Annotated in this window: 15 protein-coding genes and 1 riboswitch; of the genes, 10 read left to right on the top strand and 5 right to left on the bottom strand. The window is 56.1% G+C overall.

Going from position 1 to position 19,054, the window contains the following annotated elements; genetic code table 11:
- The first annotated feature begins 187 nt into the window (after positions 1-187).
- Positions 188-1,087 (top strand): methylenetetrahydrofolate reductase, encoded by a 900-nt coding sequence (metF, locus tag HFD97_RS18930; RefSeq protein ID WP_009088014.1) that lies wholly within the window; start codon positions 188-190, stop codon positions 1,085-1,087.
- Positions 1,088-1,180: 93 nt separating this feature from the next.
- Here the strand turns inward: metF and ppc are convergent, their stop codons facing one another.
- The gene (gene ppc, locus HFD97_RS18925; protein ID WP_046100828.1) at positions 1,181-3,832 is read right to left on the bottom strand and encodes a phosphoenolpyruvate carboxylase; all 2,652 of its coding nucleotides are present in this window, start codon (positions 3,830-3,832) and stop codon (positions 1,181-1,183) included.
- A 353-nt stretch (positions 3,833-4,185) separates the two neighbouring features.
- On the bottom strand, positions 4,186-5,334 hold the full coding sequence (gene argE, locus HFD97_RS18920; protein ID WP_167432369.1) for an acetylornithine deacetylase: 1,149 nt from the start codon (positions 5,332-5,334) through the stop codon (positions 4,186-4,188).
- A 167-nt stretch (positions 5,335-5,501) separates the two neighbouring features.
- On the opposite strand from argE, the gene argC reads away from it, so the two are divergent.
- The 4 genes from argC (at position 5,502) to argH (ending at position 10,007) form a co-directional block, all read left to right on the top strand.
- The gene (gene argC, locus HFD97_RS18915) at positions 5,502-6,506 is read left to right on the top strand and encodes an N-acetyl-gamma-glutamyl-phosphate reductase (RefSeq protein WP_046100827.1); all 1,005 of its coding nucleotides are present in this window, start codon (positions 5,502-5,504) and stop codon (positions 6,504-6,506) included.
- 14 nt (positions 6,507-6,520) lie between these two features.
- The gene (gene argB, locus HFD97_RS18910) at positions 6,521-7,297 is read left to right on the top strand and encodes an acetylglutamate kinase (protein ID WP_058957349.1); all 777 of its coding nucleotides are present in this window, start codon (positions 6,521-6,523) and stop codon (positions 7,295-7,297) included.
- 24 nt (positions 7,298-7,321) lie between these two features.
- Positions 7,322-8,542 (top strand): argininosuccinate synthase, encoded by a 1,221-nt coding sequence (locus tag HFD97_RS18905; protein WP_167432368.1) that lies wholly within the window; start codon positions 7,322-7,324, stop codon positions 8,540-8,542.
- 91 nt (positions 8,543-8,633) lie between these two features.
- The gene (gene argH, locus HFD97_RS18900) at positions 8,634-10,007 is read left to right on the top strand and encodes an argininosuccinate lyase (RefSeq protein WP_009088004.1); all 1,374 of its coding nucleotides are present in this window, start codon (positions 8,634-8,636) and stop codon (positions 10,005-10,007) included.
- Positions 10,008-10,127: 120 nt separating this feature from the next.
- On the opposite strand, the gene HFD97_RS18895 is transcribed toward argH, so the two are convergent.
- Positions 10,128-10,862, bottom strand: a complete 735-nt coding sequence (locus HFD97_RS18895) for a glutathione peroxidase (protein ID WP_140029930.1) — start codon at positions 10,860-10,862, stop codon at positions 10,128-10,130.
- Between the two features lie 122 nt (positions 10,863-10,984).
- Between HFD97_RS18895 and oxyR the strand changes: the two genes are divergently transcribed.
- A complete protein-coding gene (gene oxyR / locus HFD97_RS18890) occupies positions 10,985-11,902 on the top strand; it encodes a DNA-binding transcriptional regulator OxyR (protein WP_009088000.1) in 918 nt (305 codons plus the stop codon).
- On the opposite strand, the gene sthA is transcribed toward oxyR, so the two are convergent.
- The gene (gene sthA / locus HFD97_RS18885) at positions 11,885-13,285 is read right to left on the bottom strand and encodes a Si-specific NAD(P)(+) transhydrogenase (protein ID WP_009087998.1); all 1,401 of its coding nucleotides are present in this window, start codon (positions 13,283-13,285) and stop codon (positions 11,885-11,887) included. The genes oxyR and sthA overlap by 18 nt on opposite strands.
- Before the next feature lie 192 nt (positions 13,286-13,477).
- Between sthA and fabR the strand changes: the two genes are divergently transcribed.
- Positions 13,478-14,122 carry an HTH-type transcriptional repressor FabR gene (fabR, locus tag HFD97_RS18880; RefSeq protein ID WP_009087996.1) on the top strand — a complete coding sequence of 215 codons (645 nt, stop codon included), beginning with the start codon at positions 13,478-13,480 and terminating at the stop codon, positions 14,120-14,122.
- A 17-nt stretch (positions 14,123-14,139) separates the two neighbouring features.
- Positions 14,140-14,493 (top strand): YijD family membrane protein, encoded by a 354-nt coding sequence (locus HFD97_RS18875; RefSeq protein WP_009087994.1) that lies wholly within the window; start codon positions 14,140-14,142, stop codon positions 14,491-14,493.
- A gap of 40 nt (positions 14,494-14,533) precedes the next feature.
- Here HFD97_RS18875 and trmA read toward each other — a convergent pair whose 3' ends face one another.
- Positions 14,534-15,637 carry a tRNA (uridine(54)-C5)-methyltransferase TrmA gene (gene trmA, locus HFD97_RS18870; RefSeq protein ID WP_167432367.1) on the bottom strand — a complete coding sequence of 368 codons (1,104 nt, stop codon included), beginning with the start codon at positions 15,635-15,637 and terminating at the stop codon, positions 14,534-14,536.
- 110 nt (positions 15,638-15,747) lie between these two features.
- Positions 15,748-15,930: riboswitch (cobalamin riboswitch) on the top strand.
- Between the two features lie 69 nt (positions 15,931-15,999).
- Between trmA and btuB the strand changes: the two genes are divergently transcribed.
- Both btuB and murI read left to right on the top strand, forming a co-directional pair.
- Entirely contained in the window at positions 16,000-17,880 is a 1,881-nt protein-coding gene (gene btuB / locus HFD97_RS18865; RefSeq protein ID WP_009087992.1) for a TonB-dependent vitamin B12 receptor BtuB, read from the top strand.
- The gene (gene murI / locus HFD97_RS18860; RefSeq protein WP_009087991.1) at positions 17,825-18,676 is read left to right on the top strand and encodes a glutamate racemase; all 852 of its coding nucleotides are present in this window, start codon (positions 17,825-17,827) and stop codon (positions 18,674-18,676) included. Before btuB ends, murI begins: the two co-directional genes overlap by 56 nt.
- The last annotated feature ends 378 nt before the right edge of the window (positions 18,677-19,054 follow it).

Here is a 19,054-nt window from a genome sequence, read left to right as displayed (position 1 = left end):
GCGCTTCGGCGCCTGTTTTCAATGCGTTACCGCTGCCTGTTGAATCTCTTTCATGCTGGTTGAAAATTGATCATCGCTGTTCACGATTTATTCGTTGACGGCACGATCGGATTGGGTCATTTTGAACATCTGGACGTCTAAACGTTCAGATGTTCGCGGTCCAGTTTTTAACCGATGAGGATGCAGGATGAGTTTCTTTCATGCCAATCAGCGCGAAGCGCTAAACCAGAGCCTGGCTGAGCTGAACGGGCGCATTAACGTCTCATTTGAGTTCTTCCCACCGCGGTCTGGTGAAATGGAAGAGACCCTGTGGCGTTCCATCGACCGTCTGAGCAGCCTGAAACCGAAATTTGTTTCTGTCACCTACGGTGCCAACTCAGGCGAGCGCGATCGTACGCACAGCATCATCAAAGGCATCAAAGATCGCACCGGCCTGGAGGCGGCCCCTCATCTCACCTGTGTTGATGCCACCCGCGATGAACTGCGCGCTATCGCCCAGGATTACTGGCATAACGGCATCCGTCACATTGTGGCGCTGCGGGGTGATCTGCCAGAGGGAGGCGGCAGGCCGGAGATGTACGGCAGCGATCTGGTGGCGCTGCTGAAAGAGGTCGGCGATTTTGATATCTCCGTCGCGGCCTATCCGGAAGTCCATCCCGAAGCGAAAAGCGCCCAGGCCGATCTGATTAACCTGAAGCGAAAAATCGATGCAGGCGCAAGCCGCGCCATTACTCAGTTTTTCTTCGACGTGGAAAGCTATTTACGTTTCCGCGATCGCTGTGTCGCGACCGGCATCGACGTTGAAATTGTGCCAGGCATTCTGCCGGTTTCTAACTTTAAACAGCTGCAACGCTTTGCCACGCTGACCAATGTGCGCGTGCCGGGCTGGATGAACGCGATGTTTGCCGGACTGGATGAGGACCCGGAAACACGGAAAATGGTCGGGGCAAACATCGCGATGGACATGGTGAAAATCCTGTCACGCGAAGGGGTGAAAGATTTTCATTTCTACACGCTGAACCGCGCTGAAATGAGTTACGCCATCTGCCACACGCTGGGCGTGCGTCCGGTTGCGGTGGCGGCTTAACCGCTCTCCTTCAGGCAATAAAAAAGTCGGGACAGTCCCGACTTTTTTTATGGCGACGTTCAGAGGGCGCGGACGATATGCCGCGCCTGCGCGCTAACCGGTGTTACGCATGCCTGCTGCCACACCGGCAATGGTCACCATCAGGGCCTGCTCAACGCGCGGATCCGGCTCATCGCCGCGTGCTTCCTGTGCGCGTGAACGATGCAGCAGTTCCGCCTGAAGGACGTTAAGCGGGTCGGTGTAGACGTTACGCAACGCAATTGACTCGGCAATCCACGGCTGGTCGGCCATCAGGTGCGAGTCGTTGGCGATGGTCAGCACCGCTTTGATATCGGCATCAAGCTGATCGCGCAACTGCTTGCCCAGCGGCCAGAGGGATTTGTCGACCAGACGCTGATCGTAATACTCTGCCAGCCACAGGTCCGCTTTTGCGAACACCATCTCCAGCATCCCCAGACGGGTAGAGAAGAAAGGCCAGTCACGGCACATCGCCTCCAGCTGATCCTGATGACCTGCCGCCATCGCCTGCTGCAGGGCCGCACCGGCACCCAGCCAGGCAGGCAGCATCAGGCGGTTCTGCGTCCAGGCGAAAATCCATGGGATGGCACGCAGCGACTCCACGCCGCCGGTCGGGCGACGTTTAGCCGGGCGTGAGCCGAGCGGTAATTTACCCAGCTCCTGCTCCGGGGTGGCTGAACGGAAGTAGGGAACGAAGTCGGCATTTTCACGCACATAGCCCCGATACATCGCACAGGAGTCAGCGGAGAGCTGATTCATGATGTCACGCCATTCGCGTTTTGGCTCCGGCGGTGGCATCAGGTTCGCTTCCAGAATTGCGCCGGTATAGAGCGACAGACTGGCGATGGTGACGGCCGGTAAACCATATTTGAAGCGAATCATCTCGCCCTGTTCGGTGACGCGCAGACCGCCGCGCAGACTTCCTGGCGGCTGCGACAGCAGCGCGGCATGAGCCGGTGCGCCGCCACGGCCAATGCTGCCGCCGCGTCCGTGGAACAGGGTCAGTGAGATGCCCGCTTTCTCGCAGGTTTTGATCAGTGCATCCTGCGCCTGATATTGCGCCCAGCTGGCGGCCATCACACCGGCATCTTTCGCCGAGTCAGAGTAGCCAATCATCACCATCTGTTTGCCCTGAATAAAGCCGCGATACCAGTCGATGCTCAGCAGCTGGCTCATCACATCATTGGCGTTGTTCAGGTCATCCAGGGTTTCAAACAGCGGTGCAACCGGCATCGCATAGCTGATGCCCGCTTCTTTCAGCAGCAGATGCACGGCCAGCACGTCAGACGGGGTTTTCGCCATTGAGATCACGTAGGCGGCGATGGAGCCCTGTGGCGCTTCAGCCGCGACGCGGCAGGTTTCCAGCACTTCACGCGTTTCGTCGCTGGGTTCCCAGCTGCGCGGCAGCAGAGGACGCTTAGAGTTCAGCTCACGGATCAGGAAGGCCTGCTTGTCCGCTTCAGACCAGCTTTCATAGTCGCCCAGTCCCAGATAGCGGGTGACTTCGGCAATCGCTTCGGTGTGACGGGTGCTCTCCTGGCGCAGATCGATACGCACCAGCGGCACGCCAAAACATTTCACGCGGCGCAGCGTATCAAGCAGCTGACCGTTGGCGATAATGCCCATGCCGCACTGCTGCAGCGACTGGTAGATGGCAAACAGCGGGTCCCACAGCTGATCGTTGGAGACCAGCAGGTCGGCCGGACGCGGCAGACGCTCGCCTTTCAGGCGATGTTCCAGGAACGACTGCGTGCTCATGAGCTGGCTGCGCAGACGCTTCAGGATCACACGATAAGGTTCGATCGCTTCCGGATCGCCGCTGAGTTCACGGATCTCATCGCTGCACTCCGACATCGACAGCTCGGAGATCAACACGCCGATATCGCGCAGGAACAGGTCAGTGGCTTTCCAGCGGCTCAGCTGCATCGCATGACGGGTGATCGACGCCGTCACATTCGGGTTGCCGTCGCGGTCGCCGCCCATCCAGGAGGTGAACCGGACCGGGACGAAATCCACCGGCAGCTTAATGCCAAACGCCTCTTCTACCTGTTCGTTCAGCTCACGCAGAAAGGCAGGAACGCCTTCCCACAGGCTGTTTTCCACTACGGCAAAGCCCCATTTGGCTTCATCGATAGGGGTCGGACGGTATTTGCGGATTTCATCGGTGTGCCATGCCTGCGCGACCAGCTGGCGCAGGCGGCGCATAATCTGGTTACGTTCGTAGTCAGAGACATCGCTGTGGTCGAGCTGTTTCAGGCAGCTGTTAACTTCGACCAGCTTGTGAATCAGGGTACGGCGGGTGATTTCGGTCGGATGCGCGGTCAGCACCAGCTCCAGCGACAGCGACTCAATGGCCGCCAGAATGTCGCTTTCACGGATATCTTTCTGCTGTTTCAGGGTCTCAAAGGTCTTTTTCAGCAGTTCCGGGTGATTCGCCCCTTCGCCACTCTGGGAAATGGTCTGATACTGCTCGGCCACGTTGGTGAGGTTAAGAAACTGGCTGAAGGCGCGTGCAACCGGCAGAAGCTCTTCGTTGGAGAGATTCTGCAGCGTATTGAGCAGTTCTTTACGATGTGTGTCATTGCCTGCACGGGATGACTTGGAGAGCTTACGGATGGCTTCAACCTGGTCGAGGATGTTCTCGCCCAGAGCTTCCTTAATCGTATCCCCGAGCAGTTTGCCGAGCATACTGACATTACTTCGCATTGCGGAATATTGTTCGTTCATTGGACCCTGACACCCTTATCGTCTTGAAAAACTTCTACACCCGACCTTTCAGGCAGCAGAAAAATCGGCAACGTTCTGCTCCCGCTAATCTACAGGGAACCGGCTCCGTTGCCGCCTGTCAGCATTCTGAAACGTTCTGGATAGTCACCCGGTGGGCATAACAACGTCTTTTATCTAGCCACGTAATGTTGCGTTCGTCAAATGCGTTAAAGTGGGCTGAACAGGTCGCTAAATAACGGAAATTCGAAGAATTTATCGGGAACAAAGCGGGATAAGTTATTCTTATTGGTAAATCCCGCAGAATGAGGGGGCATTTTACTGTTAATACAGTGAAATGCCCCATTTACTGTCAATCAGTGACAGAAATGCTGCACAACCTGACTGATAAGCGCCCGTGTCGGCTTGATAAATGCAGTATCAATAAATTCATCTGGCTGATGGGCCTGATTAATGGACCCTGGCCCCAGCACCAGCGTCGGACTGAGCTGCTGAATAAAAGGGGCTTCGGTACAGTAGTTGACGATTTCGGTCGGCGTGCCCAGCAGTTTTTCCACCACACTCACCAGTTCATGATTCGCCGGACACTCATAGCCGGGAATCGGTGGATGCAGTTCGGCCACCGTGACACGGCCTGGCCAGCGTGCGCTGACCGGAGCCAGCGCCTCGTTAAGCAGCCCATCCAGATCGCTGAGCGACAGGCCCGGCAGCGGACGAATATCCATATACAGTTCACAGCAGGCGCAGATACGGTTAGCGGCATCACCGCCATGAATATGGCCGAAGTTCATGGTGGGATAAGGGATGGCAAAGCCATCATGGTGATAACGCTCCTGCAGGGTCGTGCGCAGTTGCATCAGATGGGTAATCGACTCATGCATCAGTTCAATGGCGTTCACGCCGCGTGCCGGATCGCTGGAATGGCCCGATTTCCCTTCAATGCGGATCACATTCGACAGGTGTCCTTTGTGTGCCCGCACCGGCTTGAGTGAGGTGGGTTCACCGATAATGGCGCAGTCGGGGCGCAGCTGCGTCGATTCAGAGAAATATTTCGCGCCGGCCATCGTGGTCTCTTCATCGGCCGTGGCAAGAATATAGAGCGGCTTGCTGAGGGTGCTGACATCCACATCCCGCAGCGTATCGAGAATAAAGGCGAAGAAACCTTTCATGTCTGCCGTACCCAGGCCATAGAGCTTGTTGTCGTGCTCAGTCAGGGTAAAGGGATCGCGTGTCCAGCGGCCATCATCAAAGGGAACGGTATCGGTATGCCCGGCTAACAGCAGGCCGCCCGCGCCGGTGCCGGTCCGCGCCAGCATATTAAATTTATTGCGGGTGCCGGGTACAGGCTGCACTTCCACGCTGAAGCCGAGGTCACGAAACCAGCCTGCCAGCAAATTGATTAAAGTTTCATTACTCTGATCCAGAGCCGCATCGGTTGCGCTGATCGACGGTGTGGCGATTAACTGGCGGTAGAGTTCAATAAAAGGCGGTAATTTTGTCTTCACTGTTGACGGTCCTTGGGTTAGGATGTATCCATATTCATGCATTAATAGTGAATAAAAATACATTAACGTCCTCTGCAAGGAAACCTTAAATCACTGCAGAAGACTGAGTGGGTTACGGGGCAAGGCCGCGGCCCGGGACGTGCGACTGTAAAAGGGGTTACAGCCTGATGTTGAATACGCTGATCGTTGGTGCCAGTGGTTATGCTGGAGTAGAGCTTGCCACCTTCCTGAATCGTCATCCACATATCAACATAACCGCTTTAGCGGTTTCGGCGCAAAGCCCTGATGCAGGTAAGCGCTTGTCCGATCTTCATCCGCAGCTGAAAGGCGTGGTGGATCTTCCGCTGCAGCCACTGAGCAGCGCGGCGGAGTGGGCAGACAAAGTGGATGTGGTCTTTCTGGCGACGGCGCATGAAGTCAGCCACGATCTGGCTCCGGAATTTCTTAAGGCGGGTTGTGTGGTGTTCGACCTGTCGGGCGCTTTCCGGGTCAATGACGCTGAGTTCTACACTCGCTTCTATGGCTTCACCCATCAGCATGGCGACTGGCTGGACAAAGCCGTTTACGGCCTGGCGGAATATCAGCATGAAAACATCCAGCAGGCGCAGCTGGTGGCCGTGCCGGGTTGCTATCCGACCGCCGCGCAGCTGGCGCTGAAACCGCTGGTGGATGCCGGACTGCTAAACGACGCGCAGTGGCCGGTCATCAATGCCACCAGTGGCGTGAGCGGTGCCGGCCGTAAAGCCAATGTCGGCACCAGCTTCTGCGAAGTGAGCCTGCAGCCTTACGGCCTGTTCAATCATCGTCATCATCCGGAGATTGTGGCCCACCTTGGCACCCCGGTGATCTTCACCCCACATCTGGGCAGCTTCCCGCGCGGTATCCTGGCGACCATTACCTGCCGTCTGAAAGCGGGTGTCAGCCGCGAAGATATTGCCGCCGTTTTCCATCGCGCCTATGACAATAAGCCGCTGGTGCGTTTCTATGACCAGGGTGTGCCGGCGCTGAAAGCCGTCGTGGGCCTGCCTTACTGCGACATCGGATTTGAGATGCAGGGCGAGCATCTGATTGTCGTGGCAGCCGAAGACAATCTGCTGAAGGGTGCGGCATCGCAGGCGGTGCAGTGCCTGAACATCCGGTTCGGCTTCCCAGAAACGCAGTCACTGATTTAACGGACAAATAAACCATGACCAATCCATTGATTATCAAACTGGGCGGTGTGCTGCTGGACAGCGAAGAAGCGCTGGCCCGCTTGTTTGAAGCGCTGCTGAAATATCGCAGCACCCATCAGCGTCCACTGATCATTGTCCACGGCGGCGGTTGCCTGGTGGACGAGCTGATGAAAAAGCTGTCGCTGCCGGTGATGAAGAAAAATGGCCTGCGCGTCACCCCAGCCGATCAGATTGACATCATTACCGGTGCGCTGGCGGGAACCGCCAATAAAACGCTGCTGGCCTGGGCGAAAAAATCAGGCATCAACGCGGTTGGCCTCTGCCTGGGTGATGCGGGCATCGTGAATGTCACCGCCTTCGATCCGGAACTTGGCCATGTGGGCCACGCCATGCCAGGCGACCCGGCACTGCTGAATACGCTGCTGGCGGCGGGTTACATGCCGGTGGTGAGCTCTATTGGCATCACTGAGGGCGGCGAACTGATGAACGTCAACGCCGATCAGGCGGCGACGGCACTGGCTTCAACGCTGGGTGCGGATTTAGTTCTGCTCTCCGACGTGAGTGGTATTCTCGACGGCAAAGGTCAGCGCATCGAAGAGATGACCGCTGACAAAGCGGAGCAGCTGATCACCCAGGGCATTATTACCGATGGCATGATTGTGAAAGTGCACGCGGCGCTGGATGCCGCGCGTACGCTGGGCCGCCCGGTCGATATCGCCAGCTGGCGTCACGCTGAGCGGCTGCCTGACCTGTTTAACGGCGTGTCGATTGGCACCCGGATTCTCGCTTAACGACTCTGATTCAAGGATTACGAAATGCAAACGCAAAACATCAAAAAAATCGTTCTGGCTTACTCCGGTGGTCTTGATACCTCGGCAATCATTCCATGGCTGAAAGAGAACTACGGTGGCTGTGAAGTGGTCGCTTTTGTGGCGGATATCGGTCAGGAGCGTGGCGATCTGGAAGGTGTTGAGAAGAAAGCGCTGCAGTCTGGCGCCTCGGAATGCCACGTTGTCGACCTGCGTGAAGAGTTTATCAGCGACTACGTTTACCCGGTGCTGCAGACCGGTGCGCTCTATGAAGGCACCTATCTGCTCGGCACCTCGATGGCCCGTCCTATCATCGCGAAAGCGCAGGTTGAACTGGCACTGAAAGTAGGCGCGGATGCGCTGTGCCACGGTGCAACCGGTAAAGGGAATGACCAGGTGCGTTTCGAAACCACCTATACCGCCCTGGCACCGCAACTGAAAGTGGTTGCCCCGTGGCGTGAATGGAACCTGCGTTCGCGTGAAGCGCTGCTGGACTACCTGAAAGAGCGCAATATCCCGACCACCGCCTCACTGGAAAAGATCTACAGCCGTGATGAAAACGCCTGGCACATCTCTACCGAAGGCGGCGTGCTGGAGAGCCCGGCCAATGCGCCGAATAAAGATTGCTGGGTCTGGACCGTCGATCCGCTGGAGGCGCCCGATCAGCCTGAAGAGGTGACCGTGACCGTCGAGAAAGGCCGGGTTGTGGCCGTTAACGGCGAAAAACTGAGTCCGTTCCAGTGTCTGGAAAAACTCAACGTGCTGGGCGCAAAACATGGTGTCGGCCGTATCGACATCGTGGAAAACCGTCTGGTCGGGATTAAGTCCCGTGGCTGCTACGAAACCCCGGGCGGCACCATCATGGTCAGCGCGCTGCGTGCCGTTGAACAGCTGGTACTGGATCGCGACAGCTTCAAATGGCGCGAGCAGCTCGGCCACGAGATGTCCTATGTGGTCTATGACGGTCGCTGGTTTGCCCCACTGCGTAAGTCGATTCAGGCTGCTGCCGAATCGCTGGCGGAAGAGGTAAATGGTGAGGTTGTGGTGCAGCTCTACAAAGGCCACGCGACAGCCACCCAGAAACGCTCGACTAACAGCCTCTACTCGGAAGAGTTCGCCACCTTTGGCGAAGATGAGGTTTACGACCACCGTCATGCAGGCGGCTTTATCCGTCTGTTCTCGCTCTCTTCACGTATCCGTGCGCTGAACGAGCAGAAGAAGAAGTAATATTTCAGGCGAGGTGCGCCTCGCCTCACAGATTCAATCCAGGGGCGGCATTTATGCCGCCCCTTGTTTAACGATTCAGAGGAGTTTTCACATGGCACTTTGGGGTGGACGGTTTACTCAGGCAGCGGATCAACGTTTCAAACAGTTCAACGACTCGCTGCGCTTCGATTACCGCCTGGCAGAGCAGGACATTATTGGCTCTGTTGCCTGGTCCAAAGCGCTGGTGACGGTAAACGTGCTGACTCAGGATGAGCAGCAGCAGCTGGAAGCGGCCCTGAATACGTTGCTGGGTGAAGTGCGCGAGAATCCTGAGCAGATTCTGCAAAGCGACGCCGAAGATATTCACAGCTGGGTTGAAGGACAGCTGATCGACAAAGTGGGCGCGTTGGGTAAAAAACTGCATACCGGCCGCAGCCGTAACGACCAGGTCGCGACCGATCTGAAACTCTGGTGCAAGATGCAGGTTGAGGCATTGCTGGGCGCGACACGCGATCTGCAGCAGGCGCTGGTCGTCACTGCGGAAGCGAATCAGGATGCAGTGATGCCGGGCTACACCCATCTGCAGCGTGCGCAGCCGGTGACCTTCGCGCACTGGTGTCTGGCCTATGTGGAAATGCTGGCGCGTGATGAGAGCCGTCTGCAGGATACCCTGAAGCGTCTCGATGTCAGCCCGCTGGGCTGCGGCGCACTGGCCGGAACGGCCTACGAAATCGATCGTCAGCAGCTGGCAGGCTGGCTGGGTTTTGCCTCCGCCACGCGCAACAGTCTCGACACCGTCTCCGATCGCGATCATGTGCTGGAGCTGCTCTCTGATGCGGCGATCGGCATGGTTCATCTGTCGCGCTTCGCCGAAGATATGATCTTCTTCAACACCGGTGAAGCGGGCTTTATCGAGCTGTCAGACAAAGTCACTTCCGGCTCATCGCTGATGCCGCAGAAGAAAAACCCGGATGCGCTGGAGCTGATTCGTGGCAAATGCGGTCGGGTGCAGGGCGCACTGACCGGCATGATGATGACGCTGAAAGGTCTGCCGCTGGCGTACAACAAAGATATGCAGGAAGACAAAGAGGGGCTGTTTGACGCGCTGGACACCTGGCTCGACTGTCTGCACATGTCCGTGCTGGTGCTGGATGGCCTGCAGGTGAAACGTCCGCGCTGCCAGGAAGCCGCAGAGCAGGGCTACGCAAACTCCACTGAACTGGCCGACTATCTGGTCGCCAAAGGTGTGCCGTTCCGTGAAGCTCATCATATCGTCGGCGAGGTCGTGGTAGCGGCCATCGGGCAGGGTGTGGCGCTGGAAGCCCTGTCGCTGGCACAGTTACAGCAGTTCAGTGCGGTGATTGACGACGATGTCTATCCGATTCTGGCACTGCAATCCTGTCTGGATAAACGTAATGCGCAGGGGGGCGTCTCGCCACAGCAGGTTGCCCGCGCCATCGGTGACGCGAAGCAGCGGCTGGCATAATCCGCAGGCAAAAAAAAGGCGGGCACAACAGATGCCCGCTAACCTCTAGCTTCAGAATTACTACTTTATTATAGGCACATCATCAGAGCGCCCGCTCTCCCGGCCGACGCTAAGATTCTCTTACGCTGACAACAGGAACTGCTGCAGATCCTCACTGCCGCCGATATGACGACCGCCCATGAAAATCTGCGGCACCGTCGCCCGGCCTGATACGGCTCGCAGACTTACGGTTGTGGCATCCTGACCCAGCACAATTTCTTCATACTGGATGCCATGATCCATCAGCATCTGTTTTGCCTGGGCGCAGAAGATGCAGCCAGGTTTCGTAAAGATGGAGACTGACTCCTGTGCTTTGCACTCCGGGGCCAGATAGCGCAGCATGGTATCGGCATCGGAGACCTCAAAGGGGTCGCCAGGCTTGTTCGGCTCAACAAACATTTTCTCCACCACGCCGTTACGTACCAGCATGGAGTAGCGCCATGAGCGCGGGCCAAAACCGAGATCGGCTTTCTCAACCAGCATCTCCATACCTCGGGTGAACTCGCCGTTGCCATCAGGAATGAAGGTAATATTGTCTGCCCGCTGTTCGGCTTTCCAGGCGTTCATCACGAAGGTGTCATTGACCGAGACGCAGAGAATCGTGTCCACGCCATGTTGGGCAAACAGGCCCGCTAGTTCGTTGTAACGCGGCAGATGACTGGATGAGCAGGTAGGGGTAAAGGCACCCGGCAGGGAAAAAACAATCACCGTTTTGTCTTTGAACAGCGATTCTGTGGTGACATCGACCCAGCGATCGTCCTGGCGCGTATGAAACGTGACGGACGGAATGGCTTTACCTTCCTGACTTGCAAACATTTTTTCTCCTGATAACCCCTTTCCATTTGATGCGCGCATTATTCCGAACCGCCCTTGATAGGGCCAATCGTTCATTGCTATTCTATCTATCGCCACGGGCTATCGTGGTTTGGAGGGTAATAATGAATATTCGTGATCTTGAATATCTGGTCTCACTTGCTGAATATCGCCATTTCCGCCGTGCGGCAGATGCGTGTCATGTCAGTCAGCCAACGTTAAGCGGGCAGATCCGCAAGCTGGAAGATGAGCTGGGTGTGATGCTGCTGGAGCGTACCAGCCGTAAAGTGCTGTTTACCCAGGCCGGTTTGCTGCTGGTAGATCAGGCGCGCACGGTTTTGCGTGAAGTAAAAGTGCTGAAAGAGATGGCCAGTCAGCAAGGGGAAGCGATGTCAGGCCCGCTGCATATCGGCCTTATCCCGACCACCGGCCCCTACCTGTTGCCACAGATTATCCCGATGCTGCACCAGACGTTCCCGAAACTGGAAATGTATCTGCATGAAGCTCAGACGCAGCAGCTGCTGGCACAGCTCGACAGCGGCAAACTGGACTGCGCGATTGTGGCGCTGGTCAAAGAGAGCCAGGCCTTTATTGAGGTTCCGCTGTTTGATGAACCGATGAAGCTGGCGATCTACGAAGATCATCCGTGGCGCGACCGCGATCGGGTACCGATGTCCGATCTGGCGGGCGAGAAATTACTGATGCTGGAAGATGGGCACTGTCTGCGTGACCAGGCGATGGGATTCTGTTTTGAGGCGGGTGCCGACGAAGATACCCATTTCAGGGCAACCAGTCTGGAAACGCTGCGCAATATGGTGGCAGCAGGCAGCGGCATTACACTGTTACCGGCGCTGGCGGTTCCGCCGGAACGTATCCGCGATGGGGTCTGCTATCTTCCGTGCTACAAGCCGGTACCACAACGCACGATTGCGCTGGTTTATCGGCCGGGTTCGCCTCTGCGCAGCCGTTATGAACAGCTGGCAGAAGCAATCAAAACCCACATGCAGCACTATCTCGACACGACGTTAAAACAGGCGGTTTAGGCCGTTTAACGCCGCCACGCGATAGGCTTCCGCCATCGTCGGATAGTTAAAGGTGGTATTCACGAAGTACTCAATCGTGTTGCCACCATTTTTCTGCTCCATGATCGCCTGACCGATGTGAATAATCTCGGCGGCACGCTCACCAAAGCAGTGGATCCCCAGAATCTCTTTGGTTTCCCGATGGAACAGAATCTTCAGGCTGCCGACGTTCATCCCTACAATCTGCGCCCGCGCCAGATGTTTGAACTGCGCGCGTCCCACTTCATAGGGCACTTTCATGGCGGTCAGCTGCTGCTCGGTTTTGCCCACGGAGCTGATTTCCGGAATGGTGTAGATACCGGTCGGGATATCTTCAATCAGATGCGCTGACGCTTCTCCTTTAATAATCGCCTGCGCGGCAATGCGGCCCTGATCGTAAGCGGCAGAGGCCAGACTCGGATAGCCAATCACGTCACCGACCGCATAGATGTGCGGCTGCGCGGTCTGATACATGCTGTTGACTTTCAGCAGGCCACGGCCATCCGCTTCCAGACCGACATTTTCCAGCGACAGGGAATCGGTGTTGCCGGTTCGGCCGTTGGCGTAAAGCAAACAGTCCGCTTTCACTTTCTTGCCGGATTTCAGATGGATGATGACACCATCTTCCACGCCCTCAATCTTCTCAAACTCTTCGTTGTGACGAATCACCACACCGCTGTTCCAGAAGTGGTAGGAGAGCGAGTCAGACATCTCCTGATCGAGGAACGCCAGCAGACGATCGCGGGTATTGATCAGGTCAACCTTGACGTTCAGACCGCGAAAAATCGAGGCGTATTCACAGCCAATCACGCCGGCGCCATAAATGATGACGTGTCCCGGTTCGTGATGCAGGTTGAGAATGGAATCTGAGTCATAGACGCGGGGATGGGTAAAGTCGACATCGTCAGGATGGTAAGGACGTGAACCACAGGCGATGACAAATTTCTCTGCCGTCAGCCGCTCACGCGTCCCATCAGGTTGTTCAATCTCAATGGTGTTGGCATCAACAAAATGCGCATCGCCCTGGTACAGTTCGCAGCGGTTACGCTCGTAGAAGCCCTGACGCATGGCCGTCTGCTGGCTGATCACGTTTTCCGTGTGATTGAGAATGTCGGCAAAAGAGGAGCGAAGGAGTCGGGTGTGATCGCTGTAAAGCGGGTTCTGATTAAATTCGATAATGCGACTGACGGCGTGACGGAGGGCTTTAGAGGGGATGGTGCCCCAGTGGGTGCAGCCGCCGCCGATGTTATGGTAGCGTTCGATCACGGCGATGCGCGCTCCCTGTTTTACCAGCCCCATCGCCGCCCCTTCACCGCCGGGCCCTGAGCCAATCACAATGGCATCGTAATCGTAAGACTTTTGCATACCGATACGTCCTATTATTTATACATTTTTACAACGAGATTCTAACATCTCGTCGCGCACTTCTGAATTCTATCAGCGATTTTCATCACAGTTTGACAAAGAGTGAGGTTCACAGGCGGTGACAAAGATTGCCAATCTGTACGCTGAAATTTTTGATATAGTGCCTGCCTAACACCGCTAAAGGCAGAGAGAATGGGCGTCAGAGCGCAACAAAAAGAACGTACACGACGTACACTGATTGAAGCAGCGTTCAGTCAGCTCAGCGCCGAACGCAGTTTTGCCAGCCTGAGTCTGCGGGAAGTTGCCCGCGAGGCAGGTATCGCACCCACCTCCTTTTATCGTCATTTCAAGGATGTCGATGAGCTGGGCCTGACGATGGTGGATGAAAGCGGACTCATGCTGCGACAGCTGATGCGCCAGGCGCGCCAGCGTATCGCCAAAGGCGGCAGCATCATTAAAACGTCGGTGTCGACCTTTATGGAGTTCATCGGCAACAACCCCAACGCTTTCCGCCTGTTACTGCGTGAACGTTCCGGCACCTCCGCCGCTTTCCGTGCCGCCGTGGCGCGTGAAATTCAGCACTTTATCGCTGAACTGGCTGACTATCTTGAGGTCGAAAATCGCATGCCGCGCAGTTTTACCGAAGCGCAGGCTGAGGCGATGGTGACCATTGTCTTCAGCGCCGGTGCAGAAGCACTGGATGTTGATGCTGAGCAGCGTCGTAAGCTTGAGGATCGGCTGGTGTTACAGCTGCGTATGATCGCCAAAGGCGCCTATTACTGGTACCGCCGGGAGCAGGAGCGTCTCGCGGTTACCCTGGAAAAACCCGAAGAGTAATGAGTAAGGATCCGTCCATGACCCACCCGGCTTCCCGCGATAAAGGCACACTGGCACTGGCTTTTATTACCGGCTTAGCGATTAACGGCTCGTTTTCTGTGCTGTTCAGCGCCTTTGTTCCCTTTTCCATTTTTCCGCTGATTGCACTGGGCCTGGCGGCCTGGTGTCTGCATCAGCGTTACCTCAACACCAACATGCCGGAGGGGATGCCGGGCCTGGCAGCCGCCTTTTTCCTGCTGGGAATTCTGGTTTACAGCGCGCTGGTGCGGGCAGAATACCCGGACATGGGCTCCAACTTCATTCCCACCGTTCTGATGGTGGCGCTGGTGTTCTGGATTGCAACGCGATTTAAGCGCAAACGTAATCAGTAAAGAAAACGGGAACCGCAGGGTTCCCGTTTTTGTTTCCGCTTCAGGCTTTACGCGTCAGCAGAACACCGCATTCCATATGATGGGTGTAAGGGAACTGGTCAAACAGCGCCAGGCGCGCGACGTCGTGCGTTTGCGCCAGCGTCTGCAGGTTGTCGCTCAGGGTCTGAGGATTGCAGGAGATATAGAGGATGCGCGGATAAGCCTGCACCATCTTCACCGTCTCATCATCCAGTCCGCTGCGCGGCGGATCGACAAAAATCGTCTCGCAGTCGTAGCTGGTCAGATCAATGCCTTCCAGACGATTAAAGCTGCGGACACCGTTCATCGCCTGGGTAAATTCTTCCGCCGCCATGCGAATGATCTGCACATTATCGATCTGGTTAGCGGCGATATTATATTGCGCCGATGCCACGGAAGGTTTGGCGATTTCCGTGGCCAGCACACGGCGGAAATTGCGTGCCAGCGCCAGCGAGAAGTTACCGTTGCCGCAGTAGAGTTCCAGCAAATCCCCCTGTGAATCCCGGGTGACATCCAGCGCCCACTCCAGCATCTGAATATTCATTGCCGCGTTAGGCTGGGTAAAACTGTTTTCGACCTGGCGATAGATAAGCTCGCGGCCCGCCACCGGCAGACGTTCGTCAACGTAGTCGCGATCGAGACAGATTTTGGTTTTGGTCGCGCGGCCAATCAGCTGCACATCCAGCCCTTCGGCACGCAGCCGATCGCGCAGCGCAGCGGCAGCCTGCTGCCACTCGTCGTCCAGCTTGCGGTGGTAGAGCAGCGAAATGACAATCTGATTGCTCAGGGTTGAGAGATAGTCGATCTGGAACAGCTTGTGGCGCAGAGTACGGTTATCGCGGATCGCGGCGATCATCTTTGGCATCAGCTGATTGATCAGCTGGCTGGCCGCAGGGAACTGATCGACACGGATCCGTTCGCGCGTCTGCTGATCGAAGATGATGTGATAGATGTCATCACCGTCGTGCCACAGCCGGAACTCTGCGCGCATCCGATAGTGGCTGACCGGTGAACGGAACACCTCCACGTCAGGCTCAGCAAACGGCGTCATCATCGTCTCTAAACGACTGACTTTTTCCGCCAGCTGTGCGTCATACTCTTCAATGGGGAGATGTTCGGGTGTCATGAGCAATCCTGATTAATAGCTTACCAGCGGGCGATTGTAGGCATTCACTTGCTGATGTCCAGTCCCGTAGAGAGATGATTCCCGGCTATCTGGACTTCCGAATCGCCACTCCGTAGACTGCAGACGCCGGCCACAGCCTGAGTTAATAGGGAATCCAGTGTAAATCTGGAGCTGACGCGCAGCGGTAAGGAATGTCGTGATGAGTGCAATAGCAGACACTGTCCTGCGGGATGGGAAGTCATCATCATTTATGGTTCCCAGCCCGAAGACCTGCCGGTGTAACGTCGCTACTCGTACAATCATCGCGTGCTATCGATTGTCGGCCTGCGGCATCCTGCTTCGTCTTATGGATGCGATTTAAAATGATAAAAAAAAGTGTATCGCTGTTCGCTCTGAGCGCAACGGCGGCTTCTCTCTGGGCGCAAAACGGGTTTGCTCAGGCAAATGATGAGACGCAAATCGTGACCGCTAACCGTTTTGCTGAACCTGTCTCTGGCGTACTGGCACCCACCACCGTCGTGACGCGCGATGAGATTGAGCGCTGGCAGGCTAAAAGCCTGGCGGATGTGATGCGCCGTCTGCCGGGTGTCGATGTGGCGCAAAACGGCGGATTAGGTCAGCAGAGCTCCCTGTTTATTCGCGGCACCGAGTCCCGCCATGTCCTGATCCTGATTGATGGCATCCGGCTTAATCAGGCCGGAATCAGTGGTTCGTCCGATCTCAGCCAGATTCCGCTGACCCTGGTGCAGCGTATCGAATATATCCGCGGTGCGCGTTCTGCCGTCTACGGTTCTGATGCCATTGGCGGCGTAATTAATATCATCACCGGCCGGTCGCAGCCGGGAACCACGCTGACGGCGGGCATGGGCTCCAATGGCTATCAATCTTATGATGGCTCTACCCAGCAGAGGCTGAGCGACGCCACCACGCTGACCCTGGCAGGCAACTATACTTACACCAGAGGATATGATGTGGTGGCGGGCTATCCCAGTAATTATGGCCCGGCACAGCACGACCGCGACGGATTCATGAGCAAAACCCTCTATGGCAATCTTGAGCATCAGTTCAGCGATGAGCTGAGTGGGTTTGTGCGCGGCTACGGATTTGATAACCGCACCGCCTATGACGGGGCATACAGCTACGATGAGAGTTATACCAACATCATCGGTCTGCCGGACACCCGCCAGCTCTACAGTCAGACCTGGGACACCGGTTTACGCTTTAACCGTGATTTCTACTCGACTCAGCTCATCGCCAGCTATGGCCATACCAAAGATATCAACTACGACCCGCGCAATGGCCGCTACGGCGCGGCTTCCACGTTTGATGATGTCACCCAGTACAATCTGCAGTGGGGCAACACCGTCCAGATGGGGCGGGGCGCAGTGAGTGGGGGTGTCGACTGGCAGAAAGAGACCACTGAGCCAGGCACCAATTTTCTGTCAGAGGGGTATGAGCAGCGTAACACCGGCCTCTACCTGACCGGCCAGCAGCAGTTCGGCACGGTTACGCTGGAAGGGGCGGTACGCGGTGACGATAACAATCAGTTCGGCTGGCATAACACCTGGCAGACGGCAGCTTCCTGGGAGTTTATCTCGGGCTACCGTGCATTCGCCTCTTATGGCACCGCCTTTAAAGCGCCGAATCTGTCACAGGTTTACAGCCCGGTTTATGGCAATCGGGACCTCGACCCGGAAAAAAGTAAACAGTGGGAAGGCGGCTTTGAAGGCCTGACCGGGCCGGTCAACTGGCGCGTGTCGGGCTACCGCAATGACATCGATAACCTGATTGATGGCGATCCGGCGACCTTCCGGTACTACAACATTAAGCAGGCGCGTATTAAAGGCGTGGAAGCGACGGCAGGCTTTGATACCGGGCCACTGACGCATCAGCTCTCTTATGATTATGTCGATGCGCGGGATGGCAGCACCAATCAGCCGCTGGTTCGCCGGGCAAAACAGCAGCTGAAGTATCAGCTCGACTGGACGCTGTATGACGCGGACTGGTCCGTGACCTATCACTATCTGGGCGACCGCTACGATACGGATTTCAACAGCACGCCCAGCCGCCGCGTAAGGGAAGGTGGGGTCAGTCTGTGGGATCTCGCCGTCTCATATCCTGTCACTTCACAACTCACAGTTCGTGGTAGAATTGCCAACCTGTTCGATAAAGATTACGAGACAGCGTATGGCTATCAGACTCCAGGACGAGAGTATTACCTCAGCGGCAGCTACAGCTTCTGATTTGCGACCCACCGTGCTGGTATTTGACTCCGGCGTCGGTGGGCTTTCTGTCTATGATGAGGTCCGTCAGCTACTGCCGGATCTTCATTATCTCTACGCCTTCGATAACGCCGGCTTCCCTTATGGTGAGAAAAGCGAATCCTTTATCGTGGAGCGGGTGGTCGCCATCGTTGAGGCCATTACCCGCCGCACGCCTCTCTCATTAGTCATCATCGCCTGCAATACCGCCAGCACGGTTTCGCTGCCTGCATTGCGTGAACACTTTTCGTTTCCTGTTGTAGGCGTCGTTCCGGCGATTAAACCGGCTGCGCGCCTGACGCGTAATGGTGTCGTGGGCTTGCTGGCGACAAGAGCAACCGTTCGCCGTCCTTATACCCATGAGCTGGTGGCACAGTTTGCTGGCTCCTGCAAAATTGAGATGCTGGGATCGGCGGAGCTGGTGGAGCTGGCAGAAGCCAAGCTGCATGGCGGGGAAGTGGCACTGGATGAAGTAAGGCGTATTGTTCAGCCATGGCTGCGGATGGCGGAACCGCCTGACACGGTGGTTTTAGGCTGCACTCACTTTCCTTTACTGCGTGAAGAGCTGCAACAGGTCCTGCCGGAAGGAACGCGCCTGATTGATTCCGGTGCGGCAATCGCCCGACGTACGGTCTGGCTGCTGGAGCATGAAGCACCTGAGGTGCGTTCCTCACAGCAGAACGTCGCGTTCTGTACGGAGCTGGATGGCGAAGCGGTACAATTATCACCCGTTTTACACCGTTATGGCTTCCCGTTGCTGGAAAAACTGGCGCTTTAGGGGCTTTTAGCTGAAAAAAACAGCACTCGGAATTTTATTTGAAATTAGCACTTGTCAGCCTCCGAGAACTCCCTATAATGCGCCTCCACTGACACGGCACAACGGCTTACGAAGCGTCGCGTTAAGTGGTTCGAAATCATACGAACCAGTGAGTTAAGCGAAAATAAATGCTTGACTGACAATGCGGAAAGCGTAATATACGCAGCCCGCGCCGCAGGAAAACGCGGCACTGCTCTTTAACAATTTATCAGACAATCTGTGTGGGCACTCGCAGGATTGATATCAGCGTCCTTGGACGCACAAAAATATCAAAGCCTCACGAGTGAACACATAATGAAATTCATTATGACGTTTTACAGATGAGCACCGCTGAACTCG

This window comes from Pantoea sp. EKM103V (genome assembly GCF_011800365.1).
Classification (GTDB): Bacteria; Pseudomonadota; Gammaproteobacteria; order Enterobacterales; family Enterobacteriaceae; genus Pantoea; species Pantoea anthophila.
The sequence above is the reverse complement of the archived record's forward strand: the minus strand, read 5'-3'. Positions and strand labels throughout refer to the sequence as shown.

Excerpts from the sequence above, each read along its gene's own strand:
- metF (WP_009088014.1), top strand. The coding sequence starts at position 188 with ATGAGTTTCTTTCATGCCAATCAGCGCGAAGCGCTAAACCAGAGCCTG.
- ppc (WP_046100828.1), bottom strand. The coding sequence starts at position 3,832 with ATGAACGAACAATATTCCGCAATGCGAAGTAATGTCAGTATGCTCGGC.
- argC (WP_046100827.1), top strand. The coding sequence starts at position 5,502 with ATGTTGAATACGCTGATCGTTGGTGCCAGTGGTTATGCTGGAGTAGAG.
- argB (WP_058957349.1), top strand. The coding sequence starts at position 6,521 with ATGACCAATCCATTGATTATCAAACTGGGCGGTGTGCTGCTGGACAGC.
- HFD97_RS18905 (WP_167432368.1), top strand. The coding sequence starts at position 7,322 with ATGCAAACGCAAAACATCAAAAAAATCGTTCTGGCTTACTCCGGTGGT.
- argH (WP_009088004.1), top strand. The coding sequence starts at position 8,634 with ATGGCACTTTGGGGTGGACGGTTTACTCAGGCAGCGGATCAACGTTTC.
- HFD97_RS18895 (WP_140029930.1), bottom strand. The coding sequence starts at position 10,862 with ATGTTTGCAAGTCAGGAAGGTAAAGCCATTCCGTCCGTCACGTTTCAT.
- oxyR (WP_009088000.1), top strand. The coding sequence starts at position 10,985 with ATGAATATTCGTGATCTTGAATATCTGGTCTCACTTGCTGAATATCGC.
- sthA (WP_009087998.1), bottom strand. The coding sequence starts at position 13,285 with ATGCAAAAGTCTTACGATTACGATGCCATTGTGATTGGCTCAGGGCCC.
- fabR (WP_009087996.1), top strand. The coding sequence starts at position 13,478 with ATGGGCGTCAGAGCGCAACAAAAAGAACGTACACGACGTACACTGATT.
- HFD97_RS18875 (WP_009087994.1), top strand. The coding sequence starts at position 14,140 with ATGACCCACCCGGCTTCCCGCGATAAAGGCACACTGGCACTGGCTTTT.
- trmA (WP_167432367.1), bottom strand. The coding sequence starts at position 15,637 with ATGACACCCGAACATCTCCCCATTGAAGAGTATGACGCACAGCTGGCG.
- btuB (WP_009087992.1), top strand. The coding sequence starts at position 16,000 with ATGATAAAAAAAAGTGTATCGCTGTTCGCTCTGAGCGCAACGGCGGCT.
- murI (WP_009087991.1), top strand. The coding sequence starts at position 17,825 with ATGGCTATCAGACTCCAGGACGAGAGTATTACCTCAGCGGCAGCTACA.